General features: G+C 67.1%; 24 protein-coding genes. 8 read left to right on the top strand and 16 right to left on the bottom strand.

Annotated elements, in window-relative coordinates; all coding sequences use genetic code 11:
- Positions 1-4 precede the first annotated feature (4 nt).
- The 8 genes from hutH to dsdA all read right to left on the bottom strand — a co-directional run bounded on the left by hutH (position 5) and on the right by dsdA (position 10,768).
- Positions 5-1,573 carry a histidine ammonia-lyase gene (hutH, locus tag BP68_RS07060; protein WP_496370062.1) on the bottom strand — a complete coding sequence of 523 codons (1,569 nt, stop codon included), beginning with the start codon at positions 1,571-1,573 and terminating at the stop codon, positions 5-7.
- 118 nt (positions 1,574-1,691) lie between these two features.
- A complete protein-coding gene (hutC, locus tag BP68_RS07055) occupies positions 1,692-2,462 on the bottom strand; it encodes a histidine utilization transcriptional repressor HutC (protein ID WP_496370060.1) in 771 nt (256 codons plus the stop codon).
- A 150-nt stretch (positions 2,463-2,612) separates the two neighbouring features.
- Positions 2,613-4,115 (bottom strand): M81 family metallopeptidase, encoded by a 1,503-nt coding sequence (locus tag BP68_RS07050; RefSeq protein WP_496370393.1) that lies wholly within the window; start codon positions 4,113-4,115, stop codon positions 2,613-2,615.
- A gap of 49 nt (positions 4,116-4,164) precedes the next feature.
- Positions 4,165-5,829 (bottom strand): ABC transporter ATP-binding protein, encoded by a 1,665-nt coding sequence (locus tag BP68_RS07045; RefSeq protein WP_496370058.1) that lies wholly within the window; start codon positions 5,827-5,829, stop codon positions 4,165-4,167.
- 38 nt (positions 5,830-5,867) lie between these two features.
- Positions 5,868-6,773 carry an ABC transporter permease gene (locus tag BP68_RS07040; RefSeq protein WP_496370056.1) on the bottom strand — a complete coding sequence of 302 codons (906 nt, stop codon included), beginning with the start codon at positions 6,771-6,773 and terminating at the stop codon, positions 5,868-5,870.
- A gap of 8 nt (positions 6,774-6,781) precedes the next feature.
- Positions 6,782-7,723: an ABC transporter permease gene (locus BP68_RS07035; protein ID WP_496370054.1), complete on the bottom strand. Its 942-nt coding sequence runs from the start codon at positions 7,721-7,723 to the stop codon at positions 6,782-6,784.
- 31 nt (positions 7,724-7,754) lie between these two features.
- Complete coding sequence (locus BP68_RS07030) at positions 7,755-9,332, bottom strand: ABC transporter substrate-binding protein (RefSeq protein WP_496370052.1); 1,578 nt, start codon at positions 9,330-9,332, stop codon at positions 7,755-7,757.
- A 116-nt stretch (positions 9,333-9,448) separates the two neighbouring features.
- Positions 9,449-10,768, bottom strand: a complete 1,320-nt coding sequence (gene dsdA, locus BP68_RS07025) for a D-serine ammonia-lyase (protein WP_496370050.1) — start codon at positions 10,766-10,768, stop codon at positions 9,449-9,451.
- A 126-nt stretch (positions 10,769-10,894) separates the two neighbouring features.
- On the opposite strand from dsdA, the gene BP68_RS07020 reads away from it, so the two are divergent.
- Positions 10,895-11,908 (top strand): LysR family transcriptional regulator, encoded by a 1,014-nt coding sequence (locus tag BP68_RS07020; RefSeq protein WP_496370048.1) that lies wholly within the window; start codon positions 10,895-10,897, stop codon positions 11,906-11,908.
- A 109-nt stretch (positions 11,909-12,017) separates the two neighbouring features.
- Positions 12,018-12,797, top strand: a complete 780-nt coding sequence (xth, locus tag BP68_RS07015; RefSeq protein WP_496370046.1) for an exodeoxyribonuclease III — start codon at positions 12,018-12,020, stop codon at positions 12,795-12,797.
- A 17-nt stretch (positions 12,798-12,814) separates the two neighbouring features.
- Here xth and BP68_RS07010 read toward each other — a convergent pair whose 3' ends face one another.
- Positions 12,815-13,765, bottom strand: a complete 951-nt coding sequence (locus BP68_RS07010; protein ID WP_496370044.1) for a LysR substrate-binding domain-containing protein — start codon at positions 13,763-13,765, stop codon at positions 12,815-12,817.
- Positions 13,766-13,933: 168 nt separating this feature from the next.
- Between BP68_RS07010 and BP68_RS07005 the strand changes: the two genes are divergently transcribed.
- The 3 genes from BP68_RS07005 to BP68_RS06995 all read left to right on the top strand — a co-directional run bounded on the left by BP68_RS07005 (position 13,934) and on the right by BP68_RS06995 (position 17,657).
- Complete coding sequence (locus tag BP68_RS07005) at positions 13,934-15,130, top strand: acyl-CoA dehydrogenase (RefSeq protein WP_496370042.1); 1,197 nt, start codon at positions 13,934-13,936, stop codon at positions 15,128-15,130.
- Positions 15,131-15,337: 207 nt separating this feature from the next.
- Positions 15,338-16,603 (top strand): CaiB/BaiF CoA transferase family protein, encoded by a 1,266-nt coding sequence (locus BP68_RS07000; RefSeq protein ID WP_496370040.1) that lies wholly within the window; start codon positions 15,338-15,340, stop codon positions 16,601-16,603.
- Positions 16,604-16,688: 85 nt separating this feature from the next.
- Entirely contained in the window at positions 16,689-17,657 is a 969-nt protein-coding gene (locus tag BP68_RS06995) for a tripartite tricarboxylate transporter substrate binding protein BugE (protein ID WP_496370038.1), read from the top strand.
- A gap of 40 nt (positions 17,658-17,697) precedes the next feature.
- On the opposite strand, the gene BP68_RS06990 is transcribed toward BP68_RS06995, so the two are convergent.
- On the bottom strand, positions 17,698-18,717 hold the full coding sequence (locus tag BP68_RS06990) for a linear amide C-N hydrolase (protein WP_496370391.1): 1,020 nt from the start codon (positions 18,715-18,717) through the stop codon (positions 17,698-17,700).
- Positions 18,718-18,990: 273 nt separating this feature from the next.
- Here BP68_RS06990 and BP68_RS06985 point away from each other — a divergent pair, with 273 nt between their 5' ends.
- From BP68_RS06985 to BP68_RS06975, 3 genes are read left to right on the top strand one after another with little or no spacing between them, the layout of a single operon-like run.
- Positions 18,991-20,466, top strand: a complete 1,476-nt coding sequence (locus tag BP68_RS06985; RefSeq protein ID WP_496370036.1) for a metal-dependent hydrolase family protein — start codon at positions 18,991-18,993, stop codon at positions 20,464-20,466.
- Between the two features lie 8 nt (positions 20,467-20,474).
- A complete protein-coding gene (locus BP68_RS06980) occupies positions 20,475-21,242 on the top strand; it encodes a porin family protein (RefSeq protein ID WP_496370035.1) in 768 nt (255 codons plus the stop codon).
- Positions 21,243-21,263: 21 nt separating this feature from the next.
- Positions 21,264-21,635: a hypothetical protein gene (locus BP68_RS06975; RefSeq protein ID WP_496370033.1), complete on the top strand. Its 372-nt coding sequence runs from the start codon at positions 21,264-21,266 to the stop codon at positions 21,633-21,635.
- 4 nt (positions 21,636-21,639) lie between these two features.
- On the opposite strand, the gene BP68_RS06970 is transcribed toward BP68_RS06975, so the two are convergent.
- Genes BP68_RS06970 through lpxD form a run of 6 tightly spaced genes read right to left on the bottom strand, consistent with a single transcriptional unit; the run spans position 21,640 to position 26,477 of the window.
- Complete coding sequence (locus BP68_RS06970) at positions 21,640-22,419, bottom strand: TrmH family RNA methyltransferase (protein WP_496370031.1); 780 nt, start codon at positions 22,417-22,419, stop codon at positions 21,640-21,642.
- Positions 22,420-22,456: 37 nt separating this feature from the next.
- Positions 22,457-23,089 carry a ribonuclease HII gene (gene rnhB / locus BP68_RS06965; RefSeq protein ID WP_496370029.1) on the bottom strand — a complete coding sequence of 211 codons (633 nt, stop codon included), beginning with the start codon at positions 23,087-23,089 and terminating at the stop codon, positions 22,457-22,459.
- Positions 23,064-24,224: a lipid-A-disaccharide synthase gene (gene lpxB, locus BP68_RS06960; RefSeq protein ID WP_496370027.1), complete on the bottom strand. Its 1,161-nt coding sequence runs from the start codon at positions 24,222-24,224 to the stop codon at positions 23,064-23,066. The genes rnhB and lpxB overlap by 26 nt, the downstream gene beginning before the upstream one ends.
- Before the next feature lie 17 nt (positions 24,225-24,241).
- A complete protein-coding gene (lpxA, locus tag BP68_RS06955) occupies positions 24,242-25,030 on the bottom strand; it encodes an acyl-ACP--UDP-N-acetylglucosamine O-acyltransferase (RefSeq protein ID WP_496370025.1) in 789 nt (262 codons plus the stop codon).
- Between the two features lie 13 nt (positions 25,031-25,043).
- Complete coding sequence (gene fabZ, locus BP68_RS06950; RefSeq protein ID WP_496370023.1) at positions 25,044-25,484, bottom strand: 3-hydroxyacyl-ACP dehydratase FabZ; 441 nt, start codon at positions 25,482-25,484, stop codon at positions 25,044-25,046.
- A 12-nt stretch (positions 25,485-25,496) separates the two neighbouring features.
- Complete coding sequence (lpxD, locus tag BP68_RS06945; protein WP_496370021.1) at positions 25,497-26,477, bottom strand: UDP-3-O-(3-hydroxymyristoyl)glucosamine N-acyltransferase; 981 nt, start codon at positions 26,475-26,477, stop codon at positions 25,497-25,499.
- Between the last annotated feature and the right edge of the window lie 13 nt (positions 26,478-26,490).

The following is a 26,490-nucleotide window of genomic DNA, read 5'->3' as shown; positions in this document are numbered from 1 at the left end:
GCAATCACTGGTGGCTGGGCAGGCAGGCGGCCAGCGGCGCCGGCCACACGGTGTCCATGGCCCACTGGCGCATGGCCTCGATGTCGGGCGCCAGGTAGCGGTCCTGTTCCAGGAAGGCCACGCGCTCGCGGATGGCTGCCAGCTGCGCCTCCATGAGCGGCGAGCTGTGTAGCCAGGGCCTGGCTGCGGCGCCCGGCGCCGGCACGCGGTCGAAGTCGATGCCCTGGGCCGCGGCCATGGCCTCAATGCCGACCATCACCGCGGCATTGCGCACCATGTCGGCCAGGCGCCTGGCGCCATAGGTGGCCATGGAGACATGGTCCTCCTGGTTGGCCGAGGTGGGCAGGCTGGTCACGCTGCTGGGGTTGGCCAGGCATTGGTTCTCCGCCGCCAGCGCGGCCGCCGTCACCTGGGCGATCATGAATCCCGAGTTCACGCCGCTGTCGCGGATCAGGAAGGCCGGCAGGCCGGACAGGCCGGGATCGAGCAGCAGCGACAGGCGCCGCTCGGAAATCGCGCCGATCTCGGCCACGGCCAGCGCAATGATGTCGGCCGCGAAGGCCACGGGCTCGGCGTGGAAGTTGCCGCCCGAGATCACCTCGCCGGTGTCGGTGAACACGAGCGGGTTGTCCGACGCCGCGTTGGCCTCGATGCACAGCACACGCGCCGCATGCCCGAGGTTGTCCAGGCAAGCACCCATGACCTGGGGCACGCAGCGGATGGAATACGGGTCCTGCACCCGGCCGCAGTGGGGGTGCGAGGGGTCGATCTCGCTGCCTTCGAGCAGGGAACGCACGGCCGCGGCCACCGCAATCTGGCCGGGCTGGCCACGCGCCTCGTGGATGCGCGCATCGAACGGCTTGACCGATCCCTTGATCGCCTCCAGCGACAGCGCCCCCGCCATCAGCCCGGCGGCCAGCACGCTCTCGGCGCCGAACATGCCCGCCAGCGCCAGCGCCGTGGATACCTGCGTGCCGTTGAGCAGCGCCAGCCCCTCCTTCGGCCCCAGCACGAAGGGCTGCAGCCCCACGGCGGCCATGGCCTCGCGGCCTGGCACGACCCGGCCCCCCACCTGCGCCTGGCCCTCGCCAATCAGCACGCAGGCCAGGTGCGCCAGCGGCGCCAGGTCGCCCGATGCCCCCACCGAGCCCTGCGCCGGAATGACCGGCAGCACATTGGCATTGGCCAGCCGCAAGAGCGCATCGACGATCTCGGGGCGGATGCCCGAATGCCCACGCGCCAGGCTCACGGCCTTGGTGGCGAGCACCAGGCGCACCACGCCGTCGGGCAGCGCCTCGCCCGTGCCCACGCTGTGCGAGAGCACCAGGTTGCGCTGCAGCTCCGCCAGACGCTCATGGGCGATCTTCGTGCTGGCCAGCTTGCCGAAGCCGGTGTTGATGCCATAGACCACCTGGTCCTCTTCGACGATCCGATCCACCGTGGCTTTGGCCCCCAGCATGACCGCCACCGCGCCGGCCTCCAGTTCCAGTTGCACTCCGCCCGCACTGATGCGGCGCAATTGGGCCAGCGTCACCCGGCCAGGCTGCAAGACAAGAGGGGGCATCGGCATCATCACAGCTTCCTGTATATACAAGTATTCAGCCAAAAATCCATGCAATCTGGCATTCCTGTAGCTATTGGAACATGGACGGCCAACCCTGTATATACAGGTTTAACCCGTATTGCTGCCGTCACCCCACCAGCGGGTTCCCATCCGCCCGGAAGCGGCTGCCAAGACGGTAGCGCGAACCGGGATGCAGGCAGCGCACCATGGTGACGGGGACGCCATGGGACCAGGTACGCCGCGTGAGCAGCAGGCAGGGGTCGGCAGGCCCCATCTGCAACAGCTGCGCCTGCTCGGCGGTGGGCAGCACGGCATCCACCACATGCTCCATCTGGTCGAAAGGCACGTTGCGCACCAGGAACTCCGAAGGCTGCAGGCGCGAGAAGTCCTGCGCGCCAAAGGCGGGCACCAGCCTGGGGTTCACGTACCGGTCCTCCAGCTGCACCGGCACACCATCCTCCAGGTGCACGCACAGGGTGTGGAAAACCGATGCGCCGGCACGCAGGTCCAATGCCGCGGCCACGTCCACGGGTGCGGAGATGCGCTCCACCACCAGCACCTTGCACTGGTAGTCGTGGCCGCGCTGGCGAATCTCCGCCGCCAGGTTGGCAATCTGCAGCAGCGTGGACTGCGGTTTGTCCTCCGCCACGAAGCTGCCGACCCCCGCCACCCGCACGATGCGGCCCTGCTCCACCAGCTCACGCAGTGCGCGGTTCACCGTCATGCGGGACATGCCGAACTGCGCGACCAGTTCGTTCTCCGACGGCAGGCGATCGCCCGCGCGCCAAGTGCCGTCCTGGATGCGCCGCGCAATGAAGTCCTTGACCTGCGCATACAACGCCAGATCAGGCTGTGCCTGCCGGCTGGCGGATTTTGTGGTGGGATGTCTGGCGCTCATGACGGGATTGTGCCGGCGGCATCAAGCTCCCCGCATCCCACTGCTGCAGCAAGCGGGCTGCCAAGCCACGGACGCCGCTTAAAGGCCGCCGTGCGCCACGGCCTCTTTGGATATAGAGAGGAGAACAGGCCCTGGGCCCGCCCTCCCCTGTCAGGCCATGGCAGGCTCGAACGCCTTGCCGCAGGGATCAATGCGTATGCCGGGCTTCAGCTTGGTCCAGGGCAAGTTTTCCAACACCATCGGCATGGACCCAGGGGCCGTGGCCACGATGATCTCGCGGGCAATCGGCGTGTAGTCCGCACGGAAATGCACGGCACTCTTCACCACGAGAATGTCCTGCGCCGTCGGCTCGATACCCACCACACGGAACATGGCCTGGTCCGCCATCTGCACCTTCTGCGACGCGACCACGATGCGCACGCCATCGATACGCAGGCATGCGGACGGCCCCAGATCCAGCCTGAAGCCCCGGTAGTAAGGCCCCGTGGCGTTGACCTTGCCGTCAGAGATTTTCTCGACCACAAACTCGGCCTCGAATGGCGCATCGCCTTCGACGCCCGATTTGCCGCCCAGCGACAGGCGCACCCGCGCGCCCTCTCCTGCCTGGTGCGCCCTGTCAGCCGATGCCGGATCGACGATGAGCCCGATGGCGGCGTTCTGCGCCTTGCAAGCGACCAGGGCGCGCAGCATGCCGGTCGAGTCGGAATTGCTGCCTGCGCCAGGATTGTCCTGCGCGTCGGCAATGATGGTGGGCTTGCCACCGCCCGCATGTGATTGCGCGTACTGAACGGCCTCCGCAGGCCCATACAGCTTGCCCGCAAAACGCGACTCCGCCTCCAGTGCCGCCTGCGCCAATGGTGCAAGCAGTGCCTCGGCCTGCTCCTGGGTATCCGCATAGGCCCACAGAACAGGAGAGCACTCCTCGAAGTCCGCCGCAGGAAACCCCGTGGCGAATGAGATATGCGTTCCGGCAGTTTCGCGGGCCTCCAGCTGCTGGTACAGGGTCTTGGCCGGCTCGATATCGGTGCATTGCCAGCAGATCGGCACCAGATACGGCAAACGCTGCACCGCCAGCGCGGGCCTGCGCCCCGTCTCCAGGCGACGCTTGAGCTGGTGATAGGCGCGCACGCCCGTGTCGGCCATGTCCACATGCGGATAGGTACGGTAGGCCACCAGGATGTCGGCCTCGCTCAGCATCTGGCTCGTCACGTTGCCATGCAAGTCCAGGCTGGCGACCACGGGCACATGCGCGCCGACCAGCGCACGCACGCGGCGCAGCAACTCACCCTCCCCGTCATCGTAGTGCTGCGCCACCATCGCGCCATGCAGGTCGAGGTAGACCGCATCGACAGGCAACGCGTTCCTGATGCCATCCAGGATCATTCCGGCGATGCGCTCATAGGTCTCCTGCTCCACATGGGCCGATGGGCTTGCCGCACACCAGGCCGTGGGCACTACCTCATCGCCGGCTTCCAGTGCGGATTGGACAAAGCCCGCTGCGGGAATGTTGGATCCCCGGATCGCATCCCACAAGCGATCACCCGAAACCAATCCGGGCCAGCCCCCACCCGCCTGGAATGCCGCCCAATCCGCCAGATCAGGGGCAAAGGTGTTTGTCTCATGCTGAAAACCACCGTACACAATTTTGGCCATGTCTTTTTTCTCAAGGGATAAAGAGGCACCCGCACGGATGCCGACAAACTCAAGCGGCAAGCGCTTCTTCAGATACAGGTCGGAAATTCTGGAAGTCCCAGTGACGGCCGGGTGCGGCATCGATCAATGCCTGGGTGTAGGCCTGCTGTGGCGCTCCGAGCACCTGCTGCACCGTGCCTGACTCCACCACCCGGCCACTCTTCATGACCATGATGGTGTCGCAGATCTGGGCTGCCACGCGCAGGTCGTGCGTGATGAACAGCACCCCGATACCCACGCGCTGGCGTACCTCTTCAAGCAGCTCCAGCACCTGCGCCTGCACCGAGACATCGAGCGCGGAAACCGCTTCGTCTGCCACCAACACGTCGGGTTCCATCACCAGTGCGCGGGCAATGCAGATGCGCTGGCGCTGGCCACCGGAGAACTGGTGCGGAAAGCGCTCCAGCGCCTGCCGCGGCAGACCCACCAGATCCATGGCCTCGATCGCCTTGGCCATGGCCTGCTCACGCGGCATGCCATAGTTCAGCAGGCCTTCGATCACCGAGTCGCCAATGCGGCGGCGCGGGTTCAGGCTGCGGTACGGATCCTGGAACACGATCTGGATGCGCTTGCGCAGCGGCGCCAGCGCGCCGCGCCCCAAATGGGTGATGTCATCTTGCTGCAGACGGATAGCGCCACCACTGGGGTCAATCAGGCGCACGATGCAACGCGCCACCGTGGACTTGCCTGATCCCGATTCACCCACGATGCCCAGGATCTCGCCCCGGCGCAGCGTGAGCGACACGTCGTTGGCCGCATGCACCATCTCGGGCTTGCGCCACAGGCCCTTGGATTTGGGGTATGTCTTTTCCAGGCTGCGCACCTGCAAGATGGCTTCGCCCTCCGGCTGCGCGCGGGAATGCGGCACCAGGCTGGGCACGGAAGACACCAGCATGCGCGTGTAGTCCTGCGCGGGATGGGCCAGGATCTGCTCACGCGTCCCCGACTCCACCACCTTGCCACGGTGCATCACCAGGATGCGGTCGGCGATTTCTGCCACCACGCCGAAGTCGTGGGTGATGAAAATCACCGCCGTACCGTTCTTTTCCTGCAGCTCACGGATCAGCGAGAGGATCTGCTTTTGCGTGGTCACATCCAGCGCCGTGGTCGGCTCGTCCGCAATGAGCAGACGCGGCTTCAGAATCAGCGCCATCGCGATGACGATGCGCTGGCGCTGCCCCCCCGAAAGCTGGTGGGGATAGGACGCATAGATGCGTTCCACATCTGGCAGATGCACCGACTCCAGCATTTCCAGGACCTTGGCGCGGCGCTGCGACGCGGACAGGCTGGAATGGAGCTTCAGCACCTCTTCGATCTGCGCGCCCACGCGATGCACGGGATTCAAGGCCGTCATGGGCTCCTGAAACACCATCGCCAACTGTGATGCACGCAGCGCGCGCATCTGGCTGGCACTCATGCGCAACAAGTCCTGTCCGTCCAGCTCGATGGCGCCCGAAGACACCTGCAGGCTGTCGGCCGGCAGCAGCCCCATGGTGGCCAGCGAAGTGAGGGACTTGCCCGATCCCGACTCGCCCACGATGCACAGCGTTTCGCCTGCGTGCACCTGGAGGTCGAGGTGACTGACCAGCGTTTTGCCTTCGGCTGCACCCTTGAGCTGCACCGAAAGGTTCTTGATGGTGAGCACGGCCTGTTGGGTTGTAGTGGTTTGTGTCATTGCTTGATCCACAAGAAATTGAACATGGCAATGGCGCGTCACATGCGCTTGGCCATGCGCGGGTCGAGCGCATCGCGCAGCGCATCGCCCAGCAGGTTGACACTCAGCACCGTCAGGGACAGCAGCAGACCGGGGTACAGCACCAGCCCCGGGTACAGCTGGAAGTAGGCGCGTCCCTCGGCCATGATGTTGCCCCACGATGAAGTCTCTGGCGGCACCCCGGCCCCGAGGAAGCTCAGGATGGCTTCGGTCAAGATGGCGGAGGCGAAGATGTACGTGCATTGCACGATCAGCGGAGCCATGGTGTTGGGCACCAGGTGGCGCAGCATCAACGTGGGCAGCGGCGTCCCCAGGGTGAGCGCTGCCTCCACATACGGTTCGTTGCGTACGCTCAGAATCACGCCACGCACCAGACGGACCACGCGCGGCACCTCGGGGACCGTGATTGCAATCAACACGGTGAGCAGGCTGGCTCCCGAGATCGACACCAGCGCGATGGCCAGCAGGATGCCGGGAATGGCCATCAGCCCATCCATGACGCGCATGACGATCGCATCGACCCATCGGAAGTAGCCCGCCAACACGCCGATGAACAGGCCAATCACCAGGCTGAATGCCGCCACGCCTAAACCGACCACCAACGAGACGCGGGCCCCGTAGAGGATGCGGCTGAAAACGTCCCGGCCGTAGGCATCGGTGCCCAGCCAGTGCTCTGCCGTGATCGGGCGCAGGCGCTGCGCAGGGTTGATTTCCGTCGGATCGGAGCCCGCCAGCAGCGGCGCGGCCATGGCCATGCACACAACGGCGGCCAGCACGATGAGCGAGAGCATCACCGGCCAGCTCTTGAGCGTGTTCCACAGCTGGGAGCGCTTGGGCGGCGCTTCGTCAATGGCAACCGCGGCGTGGCCCAGGTCGGCAGGATGAGAGGGAGAGAGTTGCGTCATGCCAGACCTCAGTAGCGGATTCGGGGATCGAACAAGGTGTAGGACATGTCCACCACCAGATTGATCAACACATACACCAGCGCGAACAGCAGGATCAGCGCCTGGATGACGGGGTAGTCACGCGCCAGCACGGCCTCCACCACCAGCCGGCCCAGGCCCGGGAGGTTGAAGACCGACTCGGTCACCACCACACCGCCAATCAGCATGGCAATGCCCACGCCAATGATGGTGACGATGGGCACCGCCGCGTTGCGCAGTGCATGGCCCAGCAGTACCCCCCGCTCGTTCAGCCCCTTGGCACGGGCCGTGCGGATGAAGTCCTCGTTCATCACCTCGATCACACTGGTACGCGTGATGCGGGCAATCAGGGCGATATAGACCGTGCTCAGCGCCATGGTCGGCAAGGCGATGGAGCGCAGGAAGGGCCATACGCCTTCCGACAGCGGCTTGTAGCCCTGCACCGGGAACCAGCCCGCGCCCAGCGACAGCGTGAGGATCAGCACATAGCCCGTGACAAACACGGGAATGGAGAAGCCCAGAACCGACAGCGCCATCACGGCGCGGTCCAGCAGCTTGCCCTGCCGCCAGGCGGCGAGCACACCCAGCGGCACGGCCACCACGATGGCCACGACGATGGTGCTCAGGCACAGGGCGATGGACGGCCCCATGCGCTGACCGATCATCTCCACCACCGGCGTTCCCGAAAGCAGCGAGGTGCCCAGGTCACCACTCAGCAACTGAGCGATCCAGTGGAAGAACTGCTGGTGCAGCGGCTGGTCCAGCCCGAGGTTCTGGCGGATGGCATCCAGCTGCTCTGGCGTGGCAGAGTCCCCCGCCAGAATCGCGGCAGGGTCTCCCGGCGTGAGACGCAGGATGGCAAAGACAACGGCAGCAACCACGGCCATCACTGGCAATGCTGCGGCCATGCGTTTGATGACGAATGCGATCATGGCGAAAGACCCTTTTTCATGTGCCGCTGGCTTACTTCTTCTGCAGGTTCCAGAACACCGGCACCGGAGACTCCAAGGCGCCGCTCAGGCTGTTGCGGTACGCAGCCGGCACGTAGTACTGCCCCATCGGCAGGAGCACGCCTTCGGCGATCACCAGCTTCTGAATCTGTCCCGCCAGCTCTTTGCGCTTGGCCTCGTCTGCCGTGCGCGAGAACGCCACGCGCAAGCGCTCGATCTCTGGCACATCGGGCCAACCGAACCAGGCGCCCTTGCCATTGGCCGCCACACCGAAGGCCCGCAACGGATCGGAGGCCTCCGCCATCACGTTGTTGGTGGCGAAGATGTTCCAGCCGCCTTCCTTGGGCGGTGTCTGCACCGCACGACGGGTCACTACGGTCTGCCAGTCCATGGCCTGCATCTCGACCTTGAAGCCTGCGGCGCGCAATGCCTGGCCGATCACCACGGGCTGCGTGTTGACGGAAGGGGTGTCGGTGGGCTGCAGGATCACGACCGGCGTGCCGTCGTAGCCCGCCTCTTTCAGCAACTCCTGGGCCTTCTTGGGGTTGGCCTTGATGGTGACATCGGCCCCCTCCTGGCTGGCGTAGGGCGCATCGCAGCCGAACAGCGCGGCGCAGGTCTTGAAGTACTGCTTGTTGCCGATCATGGCCTGCAGCACCGCTTCCTGGCCCACGGCGTACATGGCAGCCTCGCGGACCTTCTTGTTGTTGAACGGCGCATGCAGGTGATTCATGCGCATGACGGTCTGGTAGCCCTGCGGATCCAGCACCTTCACGGCGATGTCCTTGTTGGGGCGGACGATAGGCTCCAGGTCGAACGGCAGTTGCTCCAGGTAGTCGATTTCGCCGCTGACCAGGGCGTTCACGGAGGTCATCGCGTCCGGCGTAGCGATCCACTTCACGCGCTCGACCAGCACCTTCTTGCCTCCCGCCAGGCCCGATGGCGGCTCGGAGCGGGGAACGTAGTCGGCGTTCTTTTCATAGACGGCCTGCACCCCCGGCTTGAACTCGGCAGTCACGAACTTGAATGGACCGGAGCCGATGTACTGCGTAATGGCCTGCGTGGGAGGCGTTTGCGCGATGCGCTTGGGCATCATGAACGGCGCCACGCCGCTCGGCTTGGCCAGCGCCCGCACGGCCAGGTCACTGGGCTCCTTCATGGTGATGGTGAAAGTCGATGCATCCACCACCTTCATCCCGGCCATCTCGCTGGTCAGCAACTGACCCATCTTGTCCTGGGTGGCCCAGCGCTGGATGGAGGCCACGCAATCCTCGGCGGTCACCGCGCCGCCATCGTGCCACTTCAGGCCGTCACGCAGCTTGAAGGTATAGGTGCGGCCATCGGCCGAAGCCTTCCACTCCTGCAGCATCTGCGGACGGATCTGGTTGTCCTTGTCCGTCGCCAGCAGCGTGTCGTAAATCATGTAGCCGTGATTGCGGGTGATGTGCGCGGTCGTGATGACCGGGTCCAGCACCCGCAGTGGCGAGTGCATGACGGCATTGATCGTCGTCTTGGCCTGCGCATGGCCTGCGCCCATGAGGCCACAGGCCAGCAGCGAAGCCGCCAACGCCGCGCGTGCGAAGGAATTCATTTTTTTACTCATCGCCAGTCTCCTTGGTTGAAATAATGAAAGGCATGGCTTGCATGCCAAGAACGTGAATGGGCTTCCCCATTCAGCGGGCCTGCACAGGTGCTGCCCTGCGCGCTTCAAAGTGCGGGGAAAAGCCGTTGATGGGCCAGCCGGCCCTCTTCGAGCAGGACGCCATACTCCTGCGCGGGCATCAGGGCGCCCCCGGTGGTCCATACGATGTGATTGGCGCTCGACAGCAGCGCATCCAGCCCGTGCCGGGCCAGGTATTGCCGGCCGGCCTCGGTACCCAGCAAGGCGCGCGGCCCGCTGACGGCCGCCGCCGCGGAGGGCTCGACCTGGAGGCCGGCCAGCGCATGCAGCCGCCACAGGTCGGCCCGCATGACATCGTCCGTCACCAGTGCCACGCCCGAAAGCCGCTCACGCATCAGCGGATAGACGAAGTCCGATGCGCAGGGCACGGCCAGGCCGTCGGCAATCGTCTGGTTGCGCTGCCCCACGTCATAAATGCTGATGCCGGGCCTGTCCGGGTGCTGCATCTGCACGAGAAAACATGCGGAATCGGCGGGCTCCACAAAGAAGCAATGGACGGCCGCACCAAACACATGCTTGAGCCCGTAGCACACGCCGCCGGGCGCGCCGCCGACCCCGCAGGGAATGTAGACAAACAGCGGATGCGCGGAGTCGACCTGCACGCCCTGCTTGTCGAACTGCTCTCGCAAGCGAAACGCCGACACCGCATAGCCGCTGAACAGCGAGGACGAATGCTCGTCATCCACGAAGTGGCACATCGGGTCGCGGCCTGCCAGCGCCCGGCCTTGCGCCACCGCCTTGCCGTAGTCGCCCTCGTACTCGTGGACAACCACGCCGTGGTTACGCAGCTTGCGCTTCTTCCATTCCTTGGCCTCGGCAGACATGTGTACCGTGGCCCGGAAACCCAGCGCTGCGGACATGATGCCGATACTCATGCCCAGGTTGCCTGTGGAGCCCACGGCCACCTCGTAGCGGGAAAACACCTCACGCGCGGCGGGCGACCCCAACGCCTCGTAGCTGGTATCGCCCACCAGCAGGCCGGCTGCGCGCGCAACCTTCTCCGCAAACTCCAGCACTTCGTGAAAGCCGCCGCGCGCCTTGACCGAACCCGCCACGGCCAACTGGTGGTCGGCCTTGACCCAGAAACGCCCTGCCGCCAATGCCTCCCTTCCGACCGCTTCGGCCGGCAACGGAATCAGCTGCGACTCGACGATGCCGCCACTGTTCACCAGTTCGGGGAACAGCTGCCGAAGCAAGGGCGCGAAGCGTGCAAGGCGCCTCTCGGCCGCTTCAATATCACTGACAATAATGCAATCAGCATCTGAACAGGCCACCTCACGCACATGCCCCGGATTCACCCAGAGCCGTGAAGCATGATCCATAACGCCTTGTTCATTTTGTAACATAGGTGATTTCCCTATATAAATTCACCACTTGCAAGAGATCAGCGATTTCGTGCGAGAGCCTGCATTCTGTGGATGATGTGCCATACCGACAAGTCAACCTTGTCAATCAATTCATTAGCAACATCAATGAATGAAAACCACCTATCACCCTCTTTGCTCACCTGGTTGCGCTGCTTTGATGCCGTCGCCAGGCACAACAGCTTCACCAGGGCGGCCAGAGAGCTGCACGTCACGCAAGGCTCGGTCAGCCAGCAGGTCAAGAAGCTGGAGGAATACCTGGGCACCCCCTTGTTCCACAGGGAGGGCAAGGCGCTCTCCCTGACACGCGAGGGCACACGCCTGTCCCTGGTGTCCGAGCAATCGTTCGAGGCGCTGAACCACGCCGTGGGCAAACTGCGCCGCGACCAACGCAGCCACAACGCGCCGCTCAACCTCAGTTGCTCACCATCCTTTGCCATGCTGTGGCTCACGCCGCGCGTCAGCGATCTGCTGCAAGGCAAGTCCGGCGTGGCGGTCCGCATCTACGGCGAGTACCACATGCTCGATCGCGTGGGCATGGGGCTGAGCGGGATCCAGGCCGGCATACGCTTCGACCCGGGGCAATACGCGGACCTCAACGCGGAGATGTTTCTTGACGAATGGATCGTGCCCGTCACCACGCCCGAGTTCCTCGCGGGCAACCCACAGATACGCACCGTTGCGGACATTGATCCCCACGTGATGCTGCATGACGAGAACCCATGGCATGCCGCCCCGCAGAACATCGAATGGGACACCTGGCTGCAAGCCATGGGCGAGCCCCCCACCCGGCGTGGCGGCACCTACTTCAACCTCTCGCAACTGGCGGTGGTCGCCGCCCTCACCGGCCACGGCATTGCAATGGGGCGCCTGGCCCTGGTCTACGACGAGCTCAAGAGCGGGCGGCTCGTGGCACCCTTTCCCACGGCGGTGCGATCAAAGGCTAGCTACCACTTCATCAGCAGCCAGAAGTCGTCGGACACCAACGAACATCTGCGCCATTGGCTGCAGGTGACCGGACAGCAGTTCGTGCACGAACGCAATGAACTGCTGGCCCGCCTGAAGATCCAGCAAAGGCCGGGCGCCACCCCGCCGACGGATTCGGCGCCCGGCCGAAGCTGAGCCAGCGCGAAGATACACATGCACCCAGCGACGGCTCCCGCGCACCGCACCGCACCGCAGGGCCGTGGTATACACAACCCATTGAATCGCAAAGAGTTTTTCCAAAGAAATGAACATCGCCACGTGGAACATCAATTCCCTGTCCGTACGCCTGCCCCAGGTGCTGGACTGGCTGGAGGCCAACCCGGTCGATGCCATCGGCCTGCAGGAACTCAAGCTGGTCGACGAGAAGTTCCCGCATGACGCCTTCGAGGCCGCGGGCTACCACGCGGTCTGCTTCGGCCAGAAGACCTACAACGGCGTGGCCATCCTCAGCCGCACGCCGCTGCGCGACGTGGTGCGCAACATTCCAGGCCATGCCGACGAACAGGCGCGCGTCATCGCTGCCACGCTGGACACGGCCAGCGGGCCGCTGCGCCTGGTGAACTGCTACTTCGTGAACGGCCAGGCGCCGGGCACCGACAAGTTCGCCTACAAGATGCAGTGGCTCGACGCCCTGCACCGCTGGCTGCGCGAGGAGCTGCAGGCCCACCCCCGGCTGGCGCTGGTGGGCGACTTCAACGTGGCGCCCGAGGACCGCGACTCCTACGACCCCGTGGGCCTGAAGGACACGATCCACCACACGGTGGAGGAGCGCCAGCATTTCCGCCAGCTGCTGGAACTGGGCCTGACCGACGCCTTCCGCCTGTTCGAGCAGCCCGACAAGACCTTCTCGTGGTGGGACTACCGCATGCTGGGCTTCCAGAAGAACCGGGGGCTGCGCATCGACCACATTTTGGTCAGCGATGCCCTGCGCGCTGCCGTGACGGCCTGCCACGTTGACCGCGCGCCGCGCAAGAACCCGCAGCCCAGCGACCACGCGCCGGTCGTCGCCACGCTGGCGCCCTGACCCCCTGCCCCCCTGCGCTACACGCCCGGGGCCGCGGCCATCTCCTGCAGCCAGCGCGCAAACGCCGCCAGCACCGGCGGCTGGGGCTGCGCGGGGCTGATGAGGTAGTAGCCGCGCTCGCCGCGCAGCGGCCGGGCGCAGGCCACGACGAGGTCGCCGCGCGCGATCTCGGCCTCGATGAGCATGGGCGGCATCAGCGCCACGCCCAGACCGTGCGCGGCCGCCGCCGCCGTCATCGAGAACAGCTCGTAGCGCGGGCCATCGAGGGCACGCGGCGCGTCCGGCACGCCCATGGCATCGAACCACTGCTGCCAGCCATAGGGCCGGGTGCTCTGCTGCAGCAGCGGCAGGCTCGCCAGCGCCTGCGGCGGCAGGCCCTGGTGGGCGCGCCCCGTGCCGCGCGGCATGCCCGACTGCTGCGCGGCCGACTCGAGCAGGCGCGGGCTGCACACAGGCACCACGTCCTCCTGCATCAGCAGCTGCACCTGCACGCCGGGCCAGTTGGCCACCTGCTCGGGCGTGCCCGCGTAGAGCGCCGCATCGAAGGTGGTGTCGGTGAACAGGAACGGACGGGTCTGCGTCTCGATGTGCACCACGATCTCGGGGTGGCGCGCGGCCAGCAGCGGCAGGCGCGGGATCAGCCAGCGCGTGGCGAAGGTGGCCACCGCCGCCAGCGAGATGGCGCCGCCATGGCCCTGGTGGGCCATCACGTCCAACGTGTCGCGCTCCAGCCCCTGCAGCCAGCGCGCCACCTGGCGCCCATAGTGCCGCCCCGCGGGCGTGAGCACCACGCCATGGCGCGTGCGGCGAAACAGCTGCACGCCGAGCTGCTCCTCCAGCGCCAGGATCTGGCGCGACACCGCACTCTGCGTGAGCGACAGCTCCTGCGCGGCGCGCGTATAGCTTTCGTGCCGCGCCGCGGCCTCGAAACAGGCCAGGGCCTGGGTGGATGGCAGATGTCTTCGCATGGGTGCAATCTAACCCATACATTCCAAAAACGCATTTCTGGATGAAAACTACTCGCTTGCATCCCGGATAGTCACAGCCATACGATCCATCCGTCGCCCAATTGCATGCTGTCAACGCATGGATTGCGCCCCCACCATCCACTCAACGCCTTTCGCACCGGAGACACCATGGCCCGCACCGCTTTCCAATGGGATGACCCCTTCCAGCTCGACCAGCAGCTCACCGAGGACGAGCGCGCCGTCCGCGACGCGGCCGCCGCCTACTGCCAGGACAAGCTGGCCCCGCGCGTGCTGGACATGTTCCGCCATGAAAAGACCGACGTGACCATCTTCCGCGAGATGGGCGAGCTGGGTCTGCTGGGCCCCACCATTCCCACCGAGTACGGCGGCGCCGGCCTGAACTACGTGAGCTACGGCCTGGTGGCGCGCGAGATCGAGCGCGTGGACTCGGGCTACCGCTCCATGGCCAGCGTGCAGTCGTCGCTGGTGATGGTGCCGATCAACGAGTTCGGCACCGAGGCACAGAAGCAGAAGTACCTGCCCAAGCTGGCTTCCGGTGAATACATCGGCTGCTTCGGCCTGACCGAGCCCGACCACGGTTCCGACCCCGGCAGCATGGCCACGCGCGCCTACAAGGTGGACGGCGGTTACCGCCTCAAGGGCAACAAGATGTGGATCACCAACAGCCCCGTGGCCGACGTATTCGTGGTCTGGGCCAAGGAAGTGTCCGAGGGCGGCGCCGTCGGCCCGATCCGCGGCTTCATCCTGGACAAGGGCATGAAGGGCCTGTCGGCCCCCGCCATCCACGGCAAGGTGGGCCTGCGTGCCTCCATCACCGGCGAGATCGTCATGGACGACGTGTTCGTTCCCGAAGAGAACGCCTTCCCCGAGGTGCAAGGCCTCAAGGGCCCCTTCACCTGCCTGAACAGCGCCCGCTTCGGCATCGCCTGGGGCGCCATGGGCGCGGCCGAGTTCTGCTGGCACACCGCCCGCCAGTACACGCTGGACCGCCAGCAGTTCGGCCGCCCGCTGGCAGCCAACCAGCTCGTGCAGAAGAAGCTGGCCGACATGCAGACCGAGATCACGCTGGGCCTACAGGCCGCACTGCGCGTGGGCCGCATGAAGGACGAGCACCAGAACGTGGTCGAGATCACCTCGCTGATCAAGCGCAACAACTGCGGCAAGGCCCTGGACATTGCCCGCCTGGCGCGCGACATGATGGGCGGCAACGGCATCAGCGACGAGTTCGGCGTGGCCCGCCACCTGGTGAACCTGGAGGTGGTCAACACCTACGAGGGCACGCACGACGTGCACGCCCTGATCCTGGGCCGCGCGCAGACGGGCATCGCCGCCTTTGCCAACTGAGGCAACGCGCGGCCGCGCCCCCGCTGCGCACCGCGCGCGGGGGACGCCCTGCGCGGCCCCAACGCATGACCGCACGCCCCTGCCGCGCACCGCTCTCAAAATGAGAGCTTTTCGCGCTTTTCATTTGGCCGGTTCAGCATGATTTCATTCTGAACTGGCCACCCACTAAGCGCTGGCAGCTTCTTTTTCCATAGCACCCACACCGCCATGACCACCACTTCCGCCCCCACGCCCCGCGGCGCCCTTGCCGGCATCAAGGTGCTTGACCTGTCGCGCGTGCTGGCCGGCCCCTGGGCCACCCAGATGCTGGCCGACCTGGGCGCGGACGTGGTCAAGGTCGAACGCCCCATCGCCGGCGACGACACGCGCCACTGGGGCCCGCCCTTCCTGCAGGACGCGGGCGGCCGTGACACGCGCGAGGCCAGCTACTTCACCGCCTGCAACCGCAACAAGCGCAGCATCACCGTGGACATGGCCCACCCCGACGGCCAGGCACTCTTGCGCCGCATGGCGCAGGAGGCCGACGTGGTGGTGGAAAACTTCAAGGTCGGCGGGCTGGCGCAGTACGGGCTGGACTACGACAGCCTCAAGGCCCTTAACCCGCGCCTGGTCTACTGCTCCGTCACCGGCTTCGGCCAGGACGGGCCGTATGCCGAGCGCGCCGGCTACGACCTGATGGTGCAGGCCATGTGCGGCCTGATGAGCATCACCGGCCACGCCGACGGCGCGCCCGGCGGCGGCCCGCTGAAGGTGGGCGTGGCCGTGATCGACGTGTTCACCGGCCTGTACGCCAGCAACGCCATCCTGGCCGCGCTCAACGCGCGCGACAACGCCCGCACCGGCACGGGCCAGGGCCAGTACATCGACATGGCGCTGCTGGACGTGGGCATGGCCGTGCTCGCCAACCAGGCCGCGGGGTTCCTGGCCACCGGCCAGGCGCCGGCCCGCGCAGGCAACACCCACCCCAGCCTGGCGCCCTACCAGGACTTCAGGACCCATGACGGCAACGTGCTGCTGGCCATCGGCAACGACGGCCAGTTCGCCCGCTTTTGCGCCGCCATCGGCCAGGGCGCCTGGGCGCAAGACGAGCGCTTTGCCACCAACACCGCCCGCGTGCGCCACCGCGCCGCGCTGCTGGCCCTGATGGAGCCCGTGCTGCAGACCCGCACCACGGCCGCCTGGATCGCGCTGCTGGAAGACAAGGCCGTGCCCTGCGGCCCCATCAACACCGTGGCCCAGGCCTTCGACGACCCGCAGGTGCGCGCGCGCGGCATCCGCGTGGACCTGCCCCGCGATGCCGGCGACGGCATCGCCCGCGTGGCCACGGTGGCCAGCCCCATGCGCCTGTCCGCCACGCCCGTGCGCTACCATCGCGCCCCCCCGGCCCTGGGCCAGCACACGGACGAGGTGCTGCGCGAACTGGGCCTGGACGCCAAGGCCATTGCCGCCCTCAGGGAGGGCAAGGCCGTGTGATTCCCGCGCCGCCTGCCGGCGGCGCCCCATCCCGCCACTACTGGCAATTCACTGCTTGCTTATTTCAACTACAGGAGACAAAAGCATGATCCGTCGCAACGCCCTCACCCTGGGCCTTCTGGCCCTGCTCGGCACCGCTGCCCACGCGCAGTCCGCCTACCCGGCCAAACCCATACGCCTGCTGGTGCCCTTCGCGGCCGGCGGCACCACCGACCTGATCGCCCGCGTCGTGGCCGACCCGCTGGGCCGCGAGTTGGGCCAGCCCGTGGTGGTGGAAAACCGGGGCGGTGGCGGCGGCGCCATCGGCGCGGCCGAGACCGCCCGCGCCACGCCCGACGGCTACCACCTGGGCGTGGCCACCGTGTCCACCACGGCCACCAACCCGGCCATCAACCCCAAGATCCCCTACAACGTGTTCACCGATTTCACGCCCGTCGTGAACATCGCGGCCACGCCCAACGTCATTGCCGCCAACCCGCAGTTCGCCGGCAAGGACTACAAGAGCTTCCTGGCCGAGGTGCAGAAGAACCCTGGCAAGTACTCGTTCGGCTCGCCCGGCACCGGCAGCATCGGCCACCTGATGATGGAAATGTTCATGCTGGACACGAGCACCAAACTGGTCCACGTGCCCTACCGCGGCTCCGGCCCCGCGCTGAACGACGCCGTGGCCGGCCAGATTCCGCTGATCTTCGACAACCTGCCATCGGCCCTGCCCTTCATCAAGGACAAGCGCCTCACCGCCCTGGTGGTGGCCGCGCCCCAGCGCCTGGCCGTGCTGCCCGACGTGCCCACGCTGGCCGAGGTGGGCGCGCCCAACGTGAACCGCATGGCGTACTACGGCATCGTCGGCCCCAAGGGCCTGCCCAAGGACATCGTGGACAAGGTGAACGCCGCCGTGCACAAGGTGCTCAAGGACCCCGCCATTCGCAAGCGCATCGAGGACACGGGCTCGCTGATCGTGGCCGACACGCCCGAGAAGTTCGCCCAGGAAATCAAGGCCGAATACACCGCCTACAAGAACGTGGTGGACAAGCAAAAGCTCACGATGGACTGAGCGGGGAGCGGCAGGCCCGGCCTGGCGCCGGGCCGCCCCTTCACAGGCCCAGGAACTTGAAGGGCGCCGAAGGCTTGAATGCGCGGGTGGCATCGCCCGCAAACACATGGTTCTGGCTCGGCCCCAGGTCGAGCATGAGCACCTTGCCGGTTTCCTTGCTGAAGTCCAGGGCCTTCAGATCCACCCAGAACGTATTGGGCGTGAGCGCCGACTCGAAGAAGTACAGCTTGCGCTGGTGGTCGAACACCGTGCGCCAGCGGGTGGAGGAGATGTTGGGCTCCTCGGGCGTGTTGAGCCCGTAGGGCACGGAGACGTTGCGAATCACGCTGAACACGCTGGCCAGCGCCTTGTTCGGGTCGGTGTCCTTGGGAATGGCATCGACATAAAACGAGGCGCGGGCAAAGCGGTCCGCGGCGCGGTTGGTGCCCGGCAACATGGTGGTGCCGCCGATCCGCTGCCAATAGGTGTTGAGCGCCAGCTGCTGCTCGAACACCGGCGAATTGGTCATCACCTGGTACTTGCGGCTGTGGTGGATGACCTGGCGGCCCTCGATGTACTCGACGATGGCGCTGTCCCCGCTGGCATCCGATATCGACAGGTGCAGCGTCGTCAGCCGGTTCTCGCCGGGCACGTTGTCCGTGACGATGGTGAACGGGTCCAGCTTCAGCGCCGCCACGGCCTCCTCGACGGTGGCGAAGTTGTCCAGCACGTACTGCGCCCAGGCGGCGATGGTCAGGCCCGGCTTGCTGCCGGCGTCGAAGGCCGGGTACTTGGACTCCACCAGCCACAGCAGGTTGGCGTTCAGGCCAGCCTCGTTGACGCCGTCGGTGGTGGACACGTCGTAGCCCGAGGTGACCACGCTGCCGTACCGGGACGTCCAGCGCAGGGAATTGGGCCCAGCCTCGCCCGTGCGCGCCATGCCCCGCGGCAGCACCCACAGGTTGCTGGTGATGTCGCTTTTCCAGTCCATCGAGCGCGCCGTGACCACCTGGCCGTTGGCACCGTGGAAAACCAGCCGGGTGCAGGCCCAGGCACCCGACAGTGCGGACAGACCGGCCATGCCGATCAACAGTGCGCCCGCCAGGGGACGCAGCTTAGGGGATGACTTCATTTTCGGACTCGCTGAAACACAAGGACAAGGGGGAACGGACCGGCAGGATTGTCGAACCCGTCTATGACCGCCTGAAGAAATGCCGTGCGGTGCGCGCAACGCGCCGCGCCCGTGCATGACTCGGCAGTGAAACAAGCACACGTATCATAGGCAACCACATGTACAAGCAAGAGCACACAGACCGCGCCACGCGGCCGTGCTCTTTTTCTGAGGGAGGGACAGATGCAACAAGCCTTGGAACAATCGCGCGATTTCCCCTGGCGCCTGGGCCCCGTCCAGGCCCGTGCCTGCACCTGCGGCAGCGTGGTGTGCCACCTGTTGCACGAGCGGGTGATGCACGACATGTCCCGCAGGGCGTTCATGGGCGGCGTGGCCGCCACGCTGGCGCCCTTTGCCGCCGCGCAGACCGGCAGCGGCGCCACCCGCCAGCCCCGGCAGGCCGACCGACCGCTGCTGTTCACCAACCTCCGGCTCTTCGACGGCTCTGGCAAGGCGCCCACAACCGGCACCCAGGTGCTGGTGCAGGGCAAGGTGATCACGGCCCTGCCATCGGCCACCGAGAAGGTGGAGGGCGCCCAGGTGATCGACTGCCAGGGCCGGCTCTTGATGCCGGGGCTCATCGACACCCACTGGCACACCATGCTGGCCGCCATCGCCCAAACCACGGCCATGACGGCCGATCTGGGCTACCTGTACCTGGCCGCCGCGCAGGAGGCGCAGCGCACGCTGCTGCGCGGCTTCACGTCGGTGCGTGACGCGGGCGGGCCGGCCTTCGCGCTCAAGCGCGCCATCGACGAGGGCATGGTGGCCGGGCCGCGCATCTACCCGAGCGGGGCGATGATCTCGCAGACCTCGGGCCACGGCGACTTCCGCCTGCGCAGCGAGATTCCGCGCGCGGCCAACGAGCCGCTGAGCCTGGTCGAGCGCGTGGGCGTGTCCATGATCGCCGACGGCGAGGCCGAGGTGCTGCGCCGCGTGCGCGAGCAGCTGATGCTGGGCGCCTCGCAGATCAAGATGCTGGCCGGCGGCGGCGTGGCCTCGCTGTACGACCCGTTGGACAGCACGCAGTTCTCCGAGCGCGAACTGCGCGCCGGCGTCGAGGCGGCCGCGGACTGGAACACCTACGTGATGGCCCATGTCTACACGCCCAAGGGCATTCAGCGCGCGATCCGCGCCGGCGTGAAGAGCATCGAGCACGGCCAGCTGGCGGACGAGGCCAGCGTGCGCATGATGCGCGACGAAGGCGTGTGGTGGTGCCTGCAGCCCTTCCTGCAGGACGAAGACAGCAACCAGTACCCCGACGCCGCGCGGCGCGAGAGCCAGCGGCAGGTGGCCCAGGGCACGATCAAGGCCTACGAGATGGCCCAGAAGTACGGCATCAAGACCGGCTGGGGCACCGACATCCTGTTCAACGCCAGGAACACGCCCACGCAGGGCCGGCAACTGGCCAAGCTCACCCGCTTCTACGACCCGCTCACGCTGCTGGGCCAGGCCACCGGCACCAACGGCGAGCTGCTGGCCCTGTCGGGCGAGCGCAACCCCTACCCCCGCCCGCTGGGCCGCATTGCGCCCGGCACCTTCGCCGACATCCTGGTCGCCGACGGCGACCCATCCGCCAACCTCGACTTCCTGGCCGATCCCGAGCGCAACCTGCACCTGGTCATGAAGGACGGGGTGATCCACAAAAACACGCTGTGAGCCTTGCCATGAAGACACCCCTTTCCCCCATCGCACTCCGCACCCTTGCCGCCGGCATGGCCGGGCTGTGCACGCTGGGCGCCGCCTCGGCCCAGACCGGCGCGCAGCACGCCGACGATGCCTGGCGCTTTCAGCTCACGCCCTACGTATGGATGACCGGGCTGGACGGGCATGTCCGGCCGTTCGGCGGCGCTCCCACGGCGCATGTCGACAAGTCCTTCTCTGACATCCTGAGCGACCTGGATGCGGCCTTCTTCCTCACCGGCACGGCCCGCAAGGGGCGGCTGGTGCTGCAGGGCGACCTGAGCCATGCCTCCACCTCCGACGGCGCCACCCTGCCCATGGGGCTGTCGGCGCATGCCAAGGTGCGCCAGACCTCCCTGACGCTGACCGGCGGCTACAACTGGCAGATCGACGAGCGCTCCAGCGTGGACCTGATGGGCGGCCTGCGCCTGTGGGACATCCATGCGAAGGTCCGCGTTCCCGGCGTGGCGTCGGCGCAGTCCAGCACCACGTTCGCGGACCCGATCGTGGCCGCGCGCTGGCGCTATGACTTCGCGCCGCAATGGTCCTCCCTGGTCTATGTGGACGCGGGCGGCTTTGGGCTGGGCTCGGACTTCACCCTGCAGATGCTGGGCACGGTCAACTACCAGTGGCGCCCGAACGTCCACCTGTCGCTGGGCTACCGGCACCTGAGCGTGAACTACCGCAACGATGGCAAGCGCCTGGACTTCAGCCAAAGCGGGCCCATGGTCGGCGCCACCTTCCGTTTCTAGTCATTGACGCAACCCCTCACCATGAAGCAACAACTCCTCGTCTTCGCGACCGCCCTGTGCGCCCTGGGCGCCGCCCATGCGCAGCAGGCGCAGGTGATCGGCCAGTACGGCAGCCAGGTGTACCTCATGGTGCCCGCCGACAAGGCCGGCGACCGCGCCTATGTGCGGCGCGCGGCGGAAAGCGCCTGCGCCAGCAAGGGCGTTTGCTACGCCTCGGTGTGGGCCGAGAGCCTGGACCGCCCCGAGGGCGCGCCGCACCACCCCCGCTACGAAGAAAACAAGCTGGCCCAGTTCCAGCGCAACCGCAATATCGGCGTGGAGGCATCCTTCGCCGCGAACTGCAGGCTGTTCAAGAAGGACATCAACGTGCCCTGCCTGACGGGCACGGATTGAAGGCCTAGACGCGGGCGTGCGCGGCGGCGCTGGCGTGCAGGCAGATGGCCGCCGCCGCGCCCACGTTGAGCGACTCTTCGCCCCCGGGCTGGGCGATGCGGATGAGCTGGCGCGCGCGCTGCTGCAGCGCGTCCGACACGCCCTGCCCCTCGTGGCCCATGATCCAGCCGCAGGGCCAGGGCAGCGCCGCCCGGTGCAGGTAGTCGCCGCCGTGCGAGCTGGTGGCCAGCAGCGGCACGCGCAGGGCGTCGATGTCCGCCAGCTCCAGCCCCTCCGCCAGCCGCAGCGCGAAATGCGCGCCCATGCCGGCGCGCAGCACCTTGGCACTCCACAGGGCCGCCGTGCCCTTGAGCGCCGCGATCTGCGAGAAGCCGAAGGCCGAGGCGCTGCGCAGGATGGAGCCCACGTTGCCCGCGTCCTGCAGGCGGTCGAGCACCACGGTGGGCGCCAGCGGGTCCAGCTGCGCCGCCACGGGCAGATCCAGCACGAAGCCCATGCGCGCGGGCGATTCCAGGCCGCTGATGTCGGCCCACAGCGCATCGGCAATCACTATATTTTTAATAGCTGCTTGCGCATATTCTGCGGGCGCTACAGGCCAAAAAGACTCTGAAAACACCGCCATGGCGGGGCGCTGGCCGCGCGCCAGGGCGGCGCTGCACAGATGGTCGCCCTCCAGCCACACGCGGCCCTGCTTGCGGTAGGCCGTGCTGTCCTGCGACAGGCGGCGCAGGTCCTTGACCAGGGCGTTGTCGCGCGAATGGATGGGTACGGGTGTGGAACGCATGGGAGCAGCAGTGAAGTCGATGGCAATGCCGGGCAGGTCAGGCGCGGGCGCCCTGCGCCTGCAGGGCCCGCGCCACGGGCGCGAACGAGCGCCGGTGCTGCGGGCAGGCGCCATGCGCCTGCAGCGCGGCCAGATGCTCGGCCGTGCCGTAGCCCTTGTGGCCGGCGAAGCCGTAGGCCGGAAACTGGTCGTGCAGCTGCGCGCACCAGCGGTCGCGCGTGACCTTGGCCAGGATGGAGGCCGCCGAGATGGCCGCCACCCGCGCATCGCCCTTGACGATGGCCTCGGCCGGCACCTCGAGCTGCGGCAGCCGGTTGCCGTCCACCAGCACGCGCACGGGCTTGAGGCGCAGGCCCAGCACGGCGCGGCGCATGGCCAGCAGGGTGGCCTGCAGGATGTTGAGCCGGTCGATCTCCTCCACGCTGGCCTCGGCAATGCTGCAGCACAGGGCCTTGGCGCGGATCTCGTCGTACAGCGCCTCGCGGCGGGCGGCGGTGAGTACCTTGGAGTCCGCTAGGCCGGCGATGGGGTGGAGCTCGTCCAGGATCACCGCGGCCGCGACCACGGGCCCGGCCAGCGGGCCCCGGCCGGCCTCGTCCACGCCGGCCACGAGGCCGGGCGGATGCCAGTCGAAACTGGCCTGTTCAAGCGAGGATTTTCTGGATCGCATCGGCGGCCAATCGGGGGGTGTCGCCGCGCAGGTCTTCGTGCAGCGCGGCGAAGCGCCGCTCCAGCGCGGTGATGCGGGCAGGATCGTGGGTGCGCGCGTCCAGCCACTGCTGCACGGCCGCGGCCAGAGCCTGGGGCGTGGCGGCGTCCTGCAACAGCTCGGGCACCACGAACTCGCGGCACAGGATGTTGGGCAGGCCCACCCAGGGCTGCAGCTGCTTGCGCCGCATGAGGCGCCAGCTGATCGGGTGCATGTGGTATGAGATGACCATGGGCCGCTTGAACAGGGCCGCCTCCAGCGTGGCGGTGCCGCTGGCGATCAGCGTGCAGTCGCAGGCCGTGAGCACCTGGTGCGACTGGCCGGTGACGATGGTCAACGCGTCCAGCACCCCGCACTCGCGCGCGATCTGTTCGATGCGCGTGCGCAGCGCCGGCACCGCAGGCACTACCATTTTGATAGCTGGTCGCGCTTTCCTGATAAGCGCTGCGGCCTGAAAGAAGGGTTTGGCGATATAGGCCACCTCGGCCGATCGGCTGCCGGGCAGGATGGCCAGCACCTCGTCGTCGGCCGCCAGCCCCAGCTGCGCGCGCGCGGCCAGCCGGTCGGGCACCATGGGGATGACGTTCGCGAGCGGATGGCCCACGTAGGTGGCGGCGATGCCGTGGCGCGCGAGCAGTTCGGGCTCGAACGGGAAGATGCACAGCACATGGTCGGCACTGGCGCGGATCTTTTCGACGCGGTTGGCGCGCCACGCCCAGATCGACGGGCAGACGAAGTGCACGGTCTTGACGCCGGCGGCGCGCAGGTCGGCCTCCAGTCCCAGATTGAAATCGGGCGCATCCACGCCGATGAACACGTCGGGCCGGTCGGCCAGCAAACGCGCGCGCAGCGCCTTGCGGATCTTGAGAATGCCCAGCAGGCGGCGCACCAGCTCGATGCTGTAGCCGTGCACGGCCAGCCGCTCGCTGGGCCACCAGGCCTCGAAGCCGCGCGCCTGCATCTGCGGGCCGCCGATGCCCTGGCCCACCACGCCCGGCCACTGGGCCTGCAGGCCGTCGAGCAGCAGGCCGGCCAACAGGTCGCCGGACGTCTCGCCGGCCACCATCGCAACGCGCGGGGTGGTGTCGTGGGTCATGCCGCCGCCCTGCGCCGTCAGCGCGCGATGCCGCGCCGCGACGCGGCGATGAAGTCGCGCAGCTGGGCAATGTCCTGCGCGGCCTCGGGGTGCGACTGCGGCACCTCGGCCATGGCCGAGAGTGCGGCCTCCAGCGTCAGGCCCTGGCGGTACAGCAGGCGGTAGGCCTGCTTGATGCCGGCCACGCGCTGCGGCGAAAAGCCCCGGCGGCGCAAGCCTTCGGAATTCAGGCCGCGCACGGCCAGCGGGTTGCCGTCCACCATCATGAAGGGCGGTACGTCCTGCGAGATATGGCTGGCAAAGCCCGCCATGGCGTGGGCGCCGATCCGGGAGAACTGGTGCACGCCCGTCAGGCCGCCGACGATGACCTGGTCGCCCACATGCACATGGCCCGCCAGCGTGGCGTTGTTGGCCAGGATGGTCTGGTTGCCCACCACGCAGTCGTGCGCGATGTGCACGTAGGCCATGATCCAGTTGTCGTCGCCGATGGTGGTCGCGCCGCGGTCCTGCACCGTGCCCGTGTTGAAGGTGCAGAACTCGCGGATGGTGTTGCGGTGGCCGATCTCGAGCCGCGTGGGCTCGCCCGCGTACTTCTTGTCCTGCGGGGCCGCACCCAGCGACGCGAACTGGAAGATGCGGTTGTCCTCGCCGATGGTGGTATGCCCCTCGATCACGCAATGCGCACCCACCGAGGTGCGCGCGCCGATGCGCACATGGGGGCCAATCACCGCGTAGGGACCGACCGAAACGCTGGGGTCGAGTTGCGCGGAGGGATCGACGATGGCTGTGGGATGAATCGCGGTCACGGCATCCAGGGAATCAGGCCACCGTGCGCATGGTGCACATGATCTCGGCCTCGCAGGCCACGCTGTCGCCCACGCGGGCCACGCCCTTGAACTTGTAGATGCCGCCCTTGATGCGGTCCAGCTCCACGTCGAGGATGAGCTGGTCGCCCGGCTCCACGGGACGCTTGAAGCGCGCACCGTCGATGCCGACGAAGTAGAAAACCTTGTCGTCGCCGGGGGCCTCGCCCATCATGTCGAACGACAGCAGGCCCGCGGCCTGGGCCAGGGCTTCGAGTATCAGCACGCCAGGCATGACCGGACGGGTGGGGAAATGCCCCGTGAAGAACGGCTCGTTGATGGTGACGTTCTTGATCGCCTGGATGCGCTTGCCGCGCTCGAGCTCGACCACCCGGTCCACCAGCAGGAACGGATAGCGGTGGGGCAGGAGCTTGAGAATTTGGTGGATATCCATCATTGTTGTTGCGGTCTAGCCGTCTTTTCGTGTTTGTTCGAGAGCCTTGATGCGTTCACGCAGCCGGTACAGCTGCCTTAGTGTGGCCGCGTTCTTCTCCCACTTCGCATTGTCGTCCATGGGAAACACCCCGGTGTACTGCCCGGGGCGCGAAATCGAATGGGTCACCACCGTGTTGGTGGAGATATGCACATTGTCTGCCAACTGCAGATGGCCGACGATGGAGGCCGCGCCGGCAATCGTGCAGTGGGCCCCTATGCGGGTGCTGCCCGCGACCGCCGAGCACCCCGCCATGGCCGTGTGGCGGCCGATGTGCACGTTGTGGGCGATCTGGATGAGGTTGTCGAGCTTCACGCCGTCCTCGATCACCGTGTCGTCCAGCGCGCCGCGGTCGATGCAGGTGTTGGCGCCAATCTCCACGTCGTCACCAATGCGCACAGCGCCCAGCTGTTCGATCTTGACCCAAGCGCCCCGCTGGGGCGCGAAGCCGAAGCCATCGGCACCGATCACCACGCCGGGGTGCAGGATGCAACGCGCGCCGACCGTGCAGCGCTCACCCACCGTGACGCGCGACTTGAGCACCGTCTGCGCACCGATCACGGCCCCGCGTTCGACCACGCACAGCGGGCCGATGGAGGCCGTGGGATCCACCCGCGCCCCGGGATCGACGACGGCACTCGGGTGAATGCCCGCCGGCGAGCCATGGCCATGCGCACGCGCCCACAGTTGCGTGGCGCGCGCGAAGTACACGTAGGGCTCATCCGTGACGATGCAGGCGCCGCGCTCCAGCGCGGCCTCCCGCATCGCGGGCGCCACAATGACGCAGGCCGCCCCGGAGGCGGCCAGCTGCGACTGGTAGCGCGGATTGTTCAGGAAGGACAGATCGCCGCTCTCGGCCGACTCCAGCGGTGCGATGCGGAGGATTTCGGTGTCCCTGTCTCCCCCTTCGAGGCTGCCCCCGAGTGCATCGACGATCTGCCCGAGTCGCAAGCTCACGCGCTACCCGCCC

It is taken from the genome of Diaphorobacter oryzae DSM 22780 (assembly GCF_059568935.1).
This window is presented reverse-complemented; position numbering and strand designations above follow the sequence as displayed.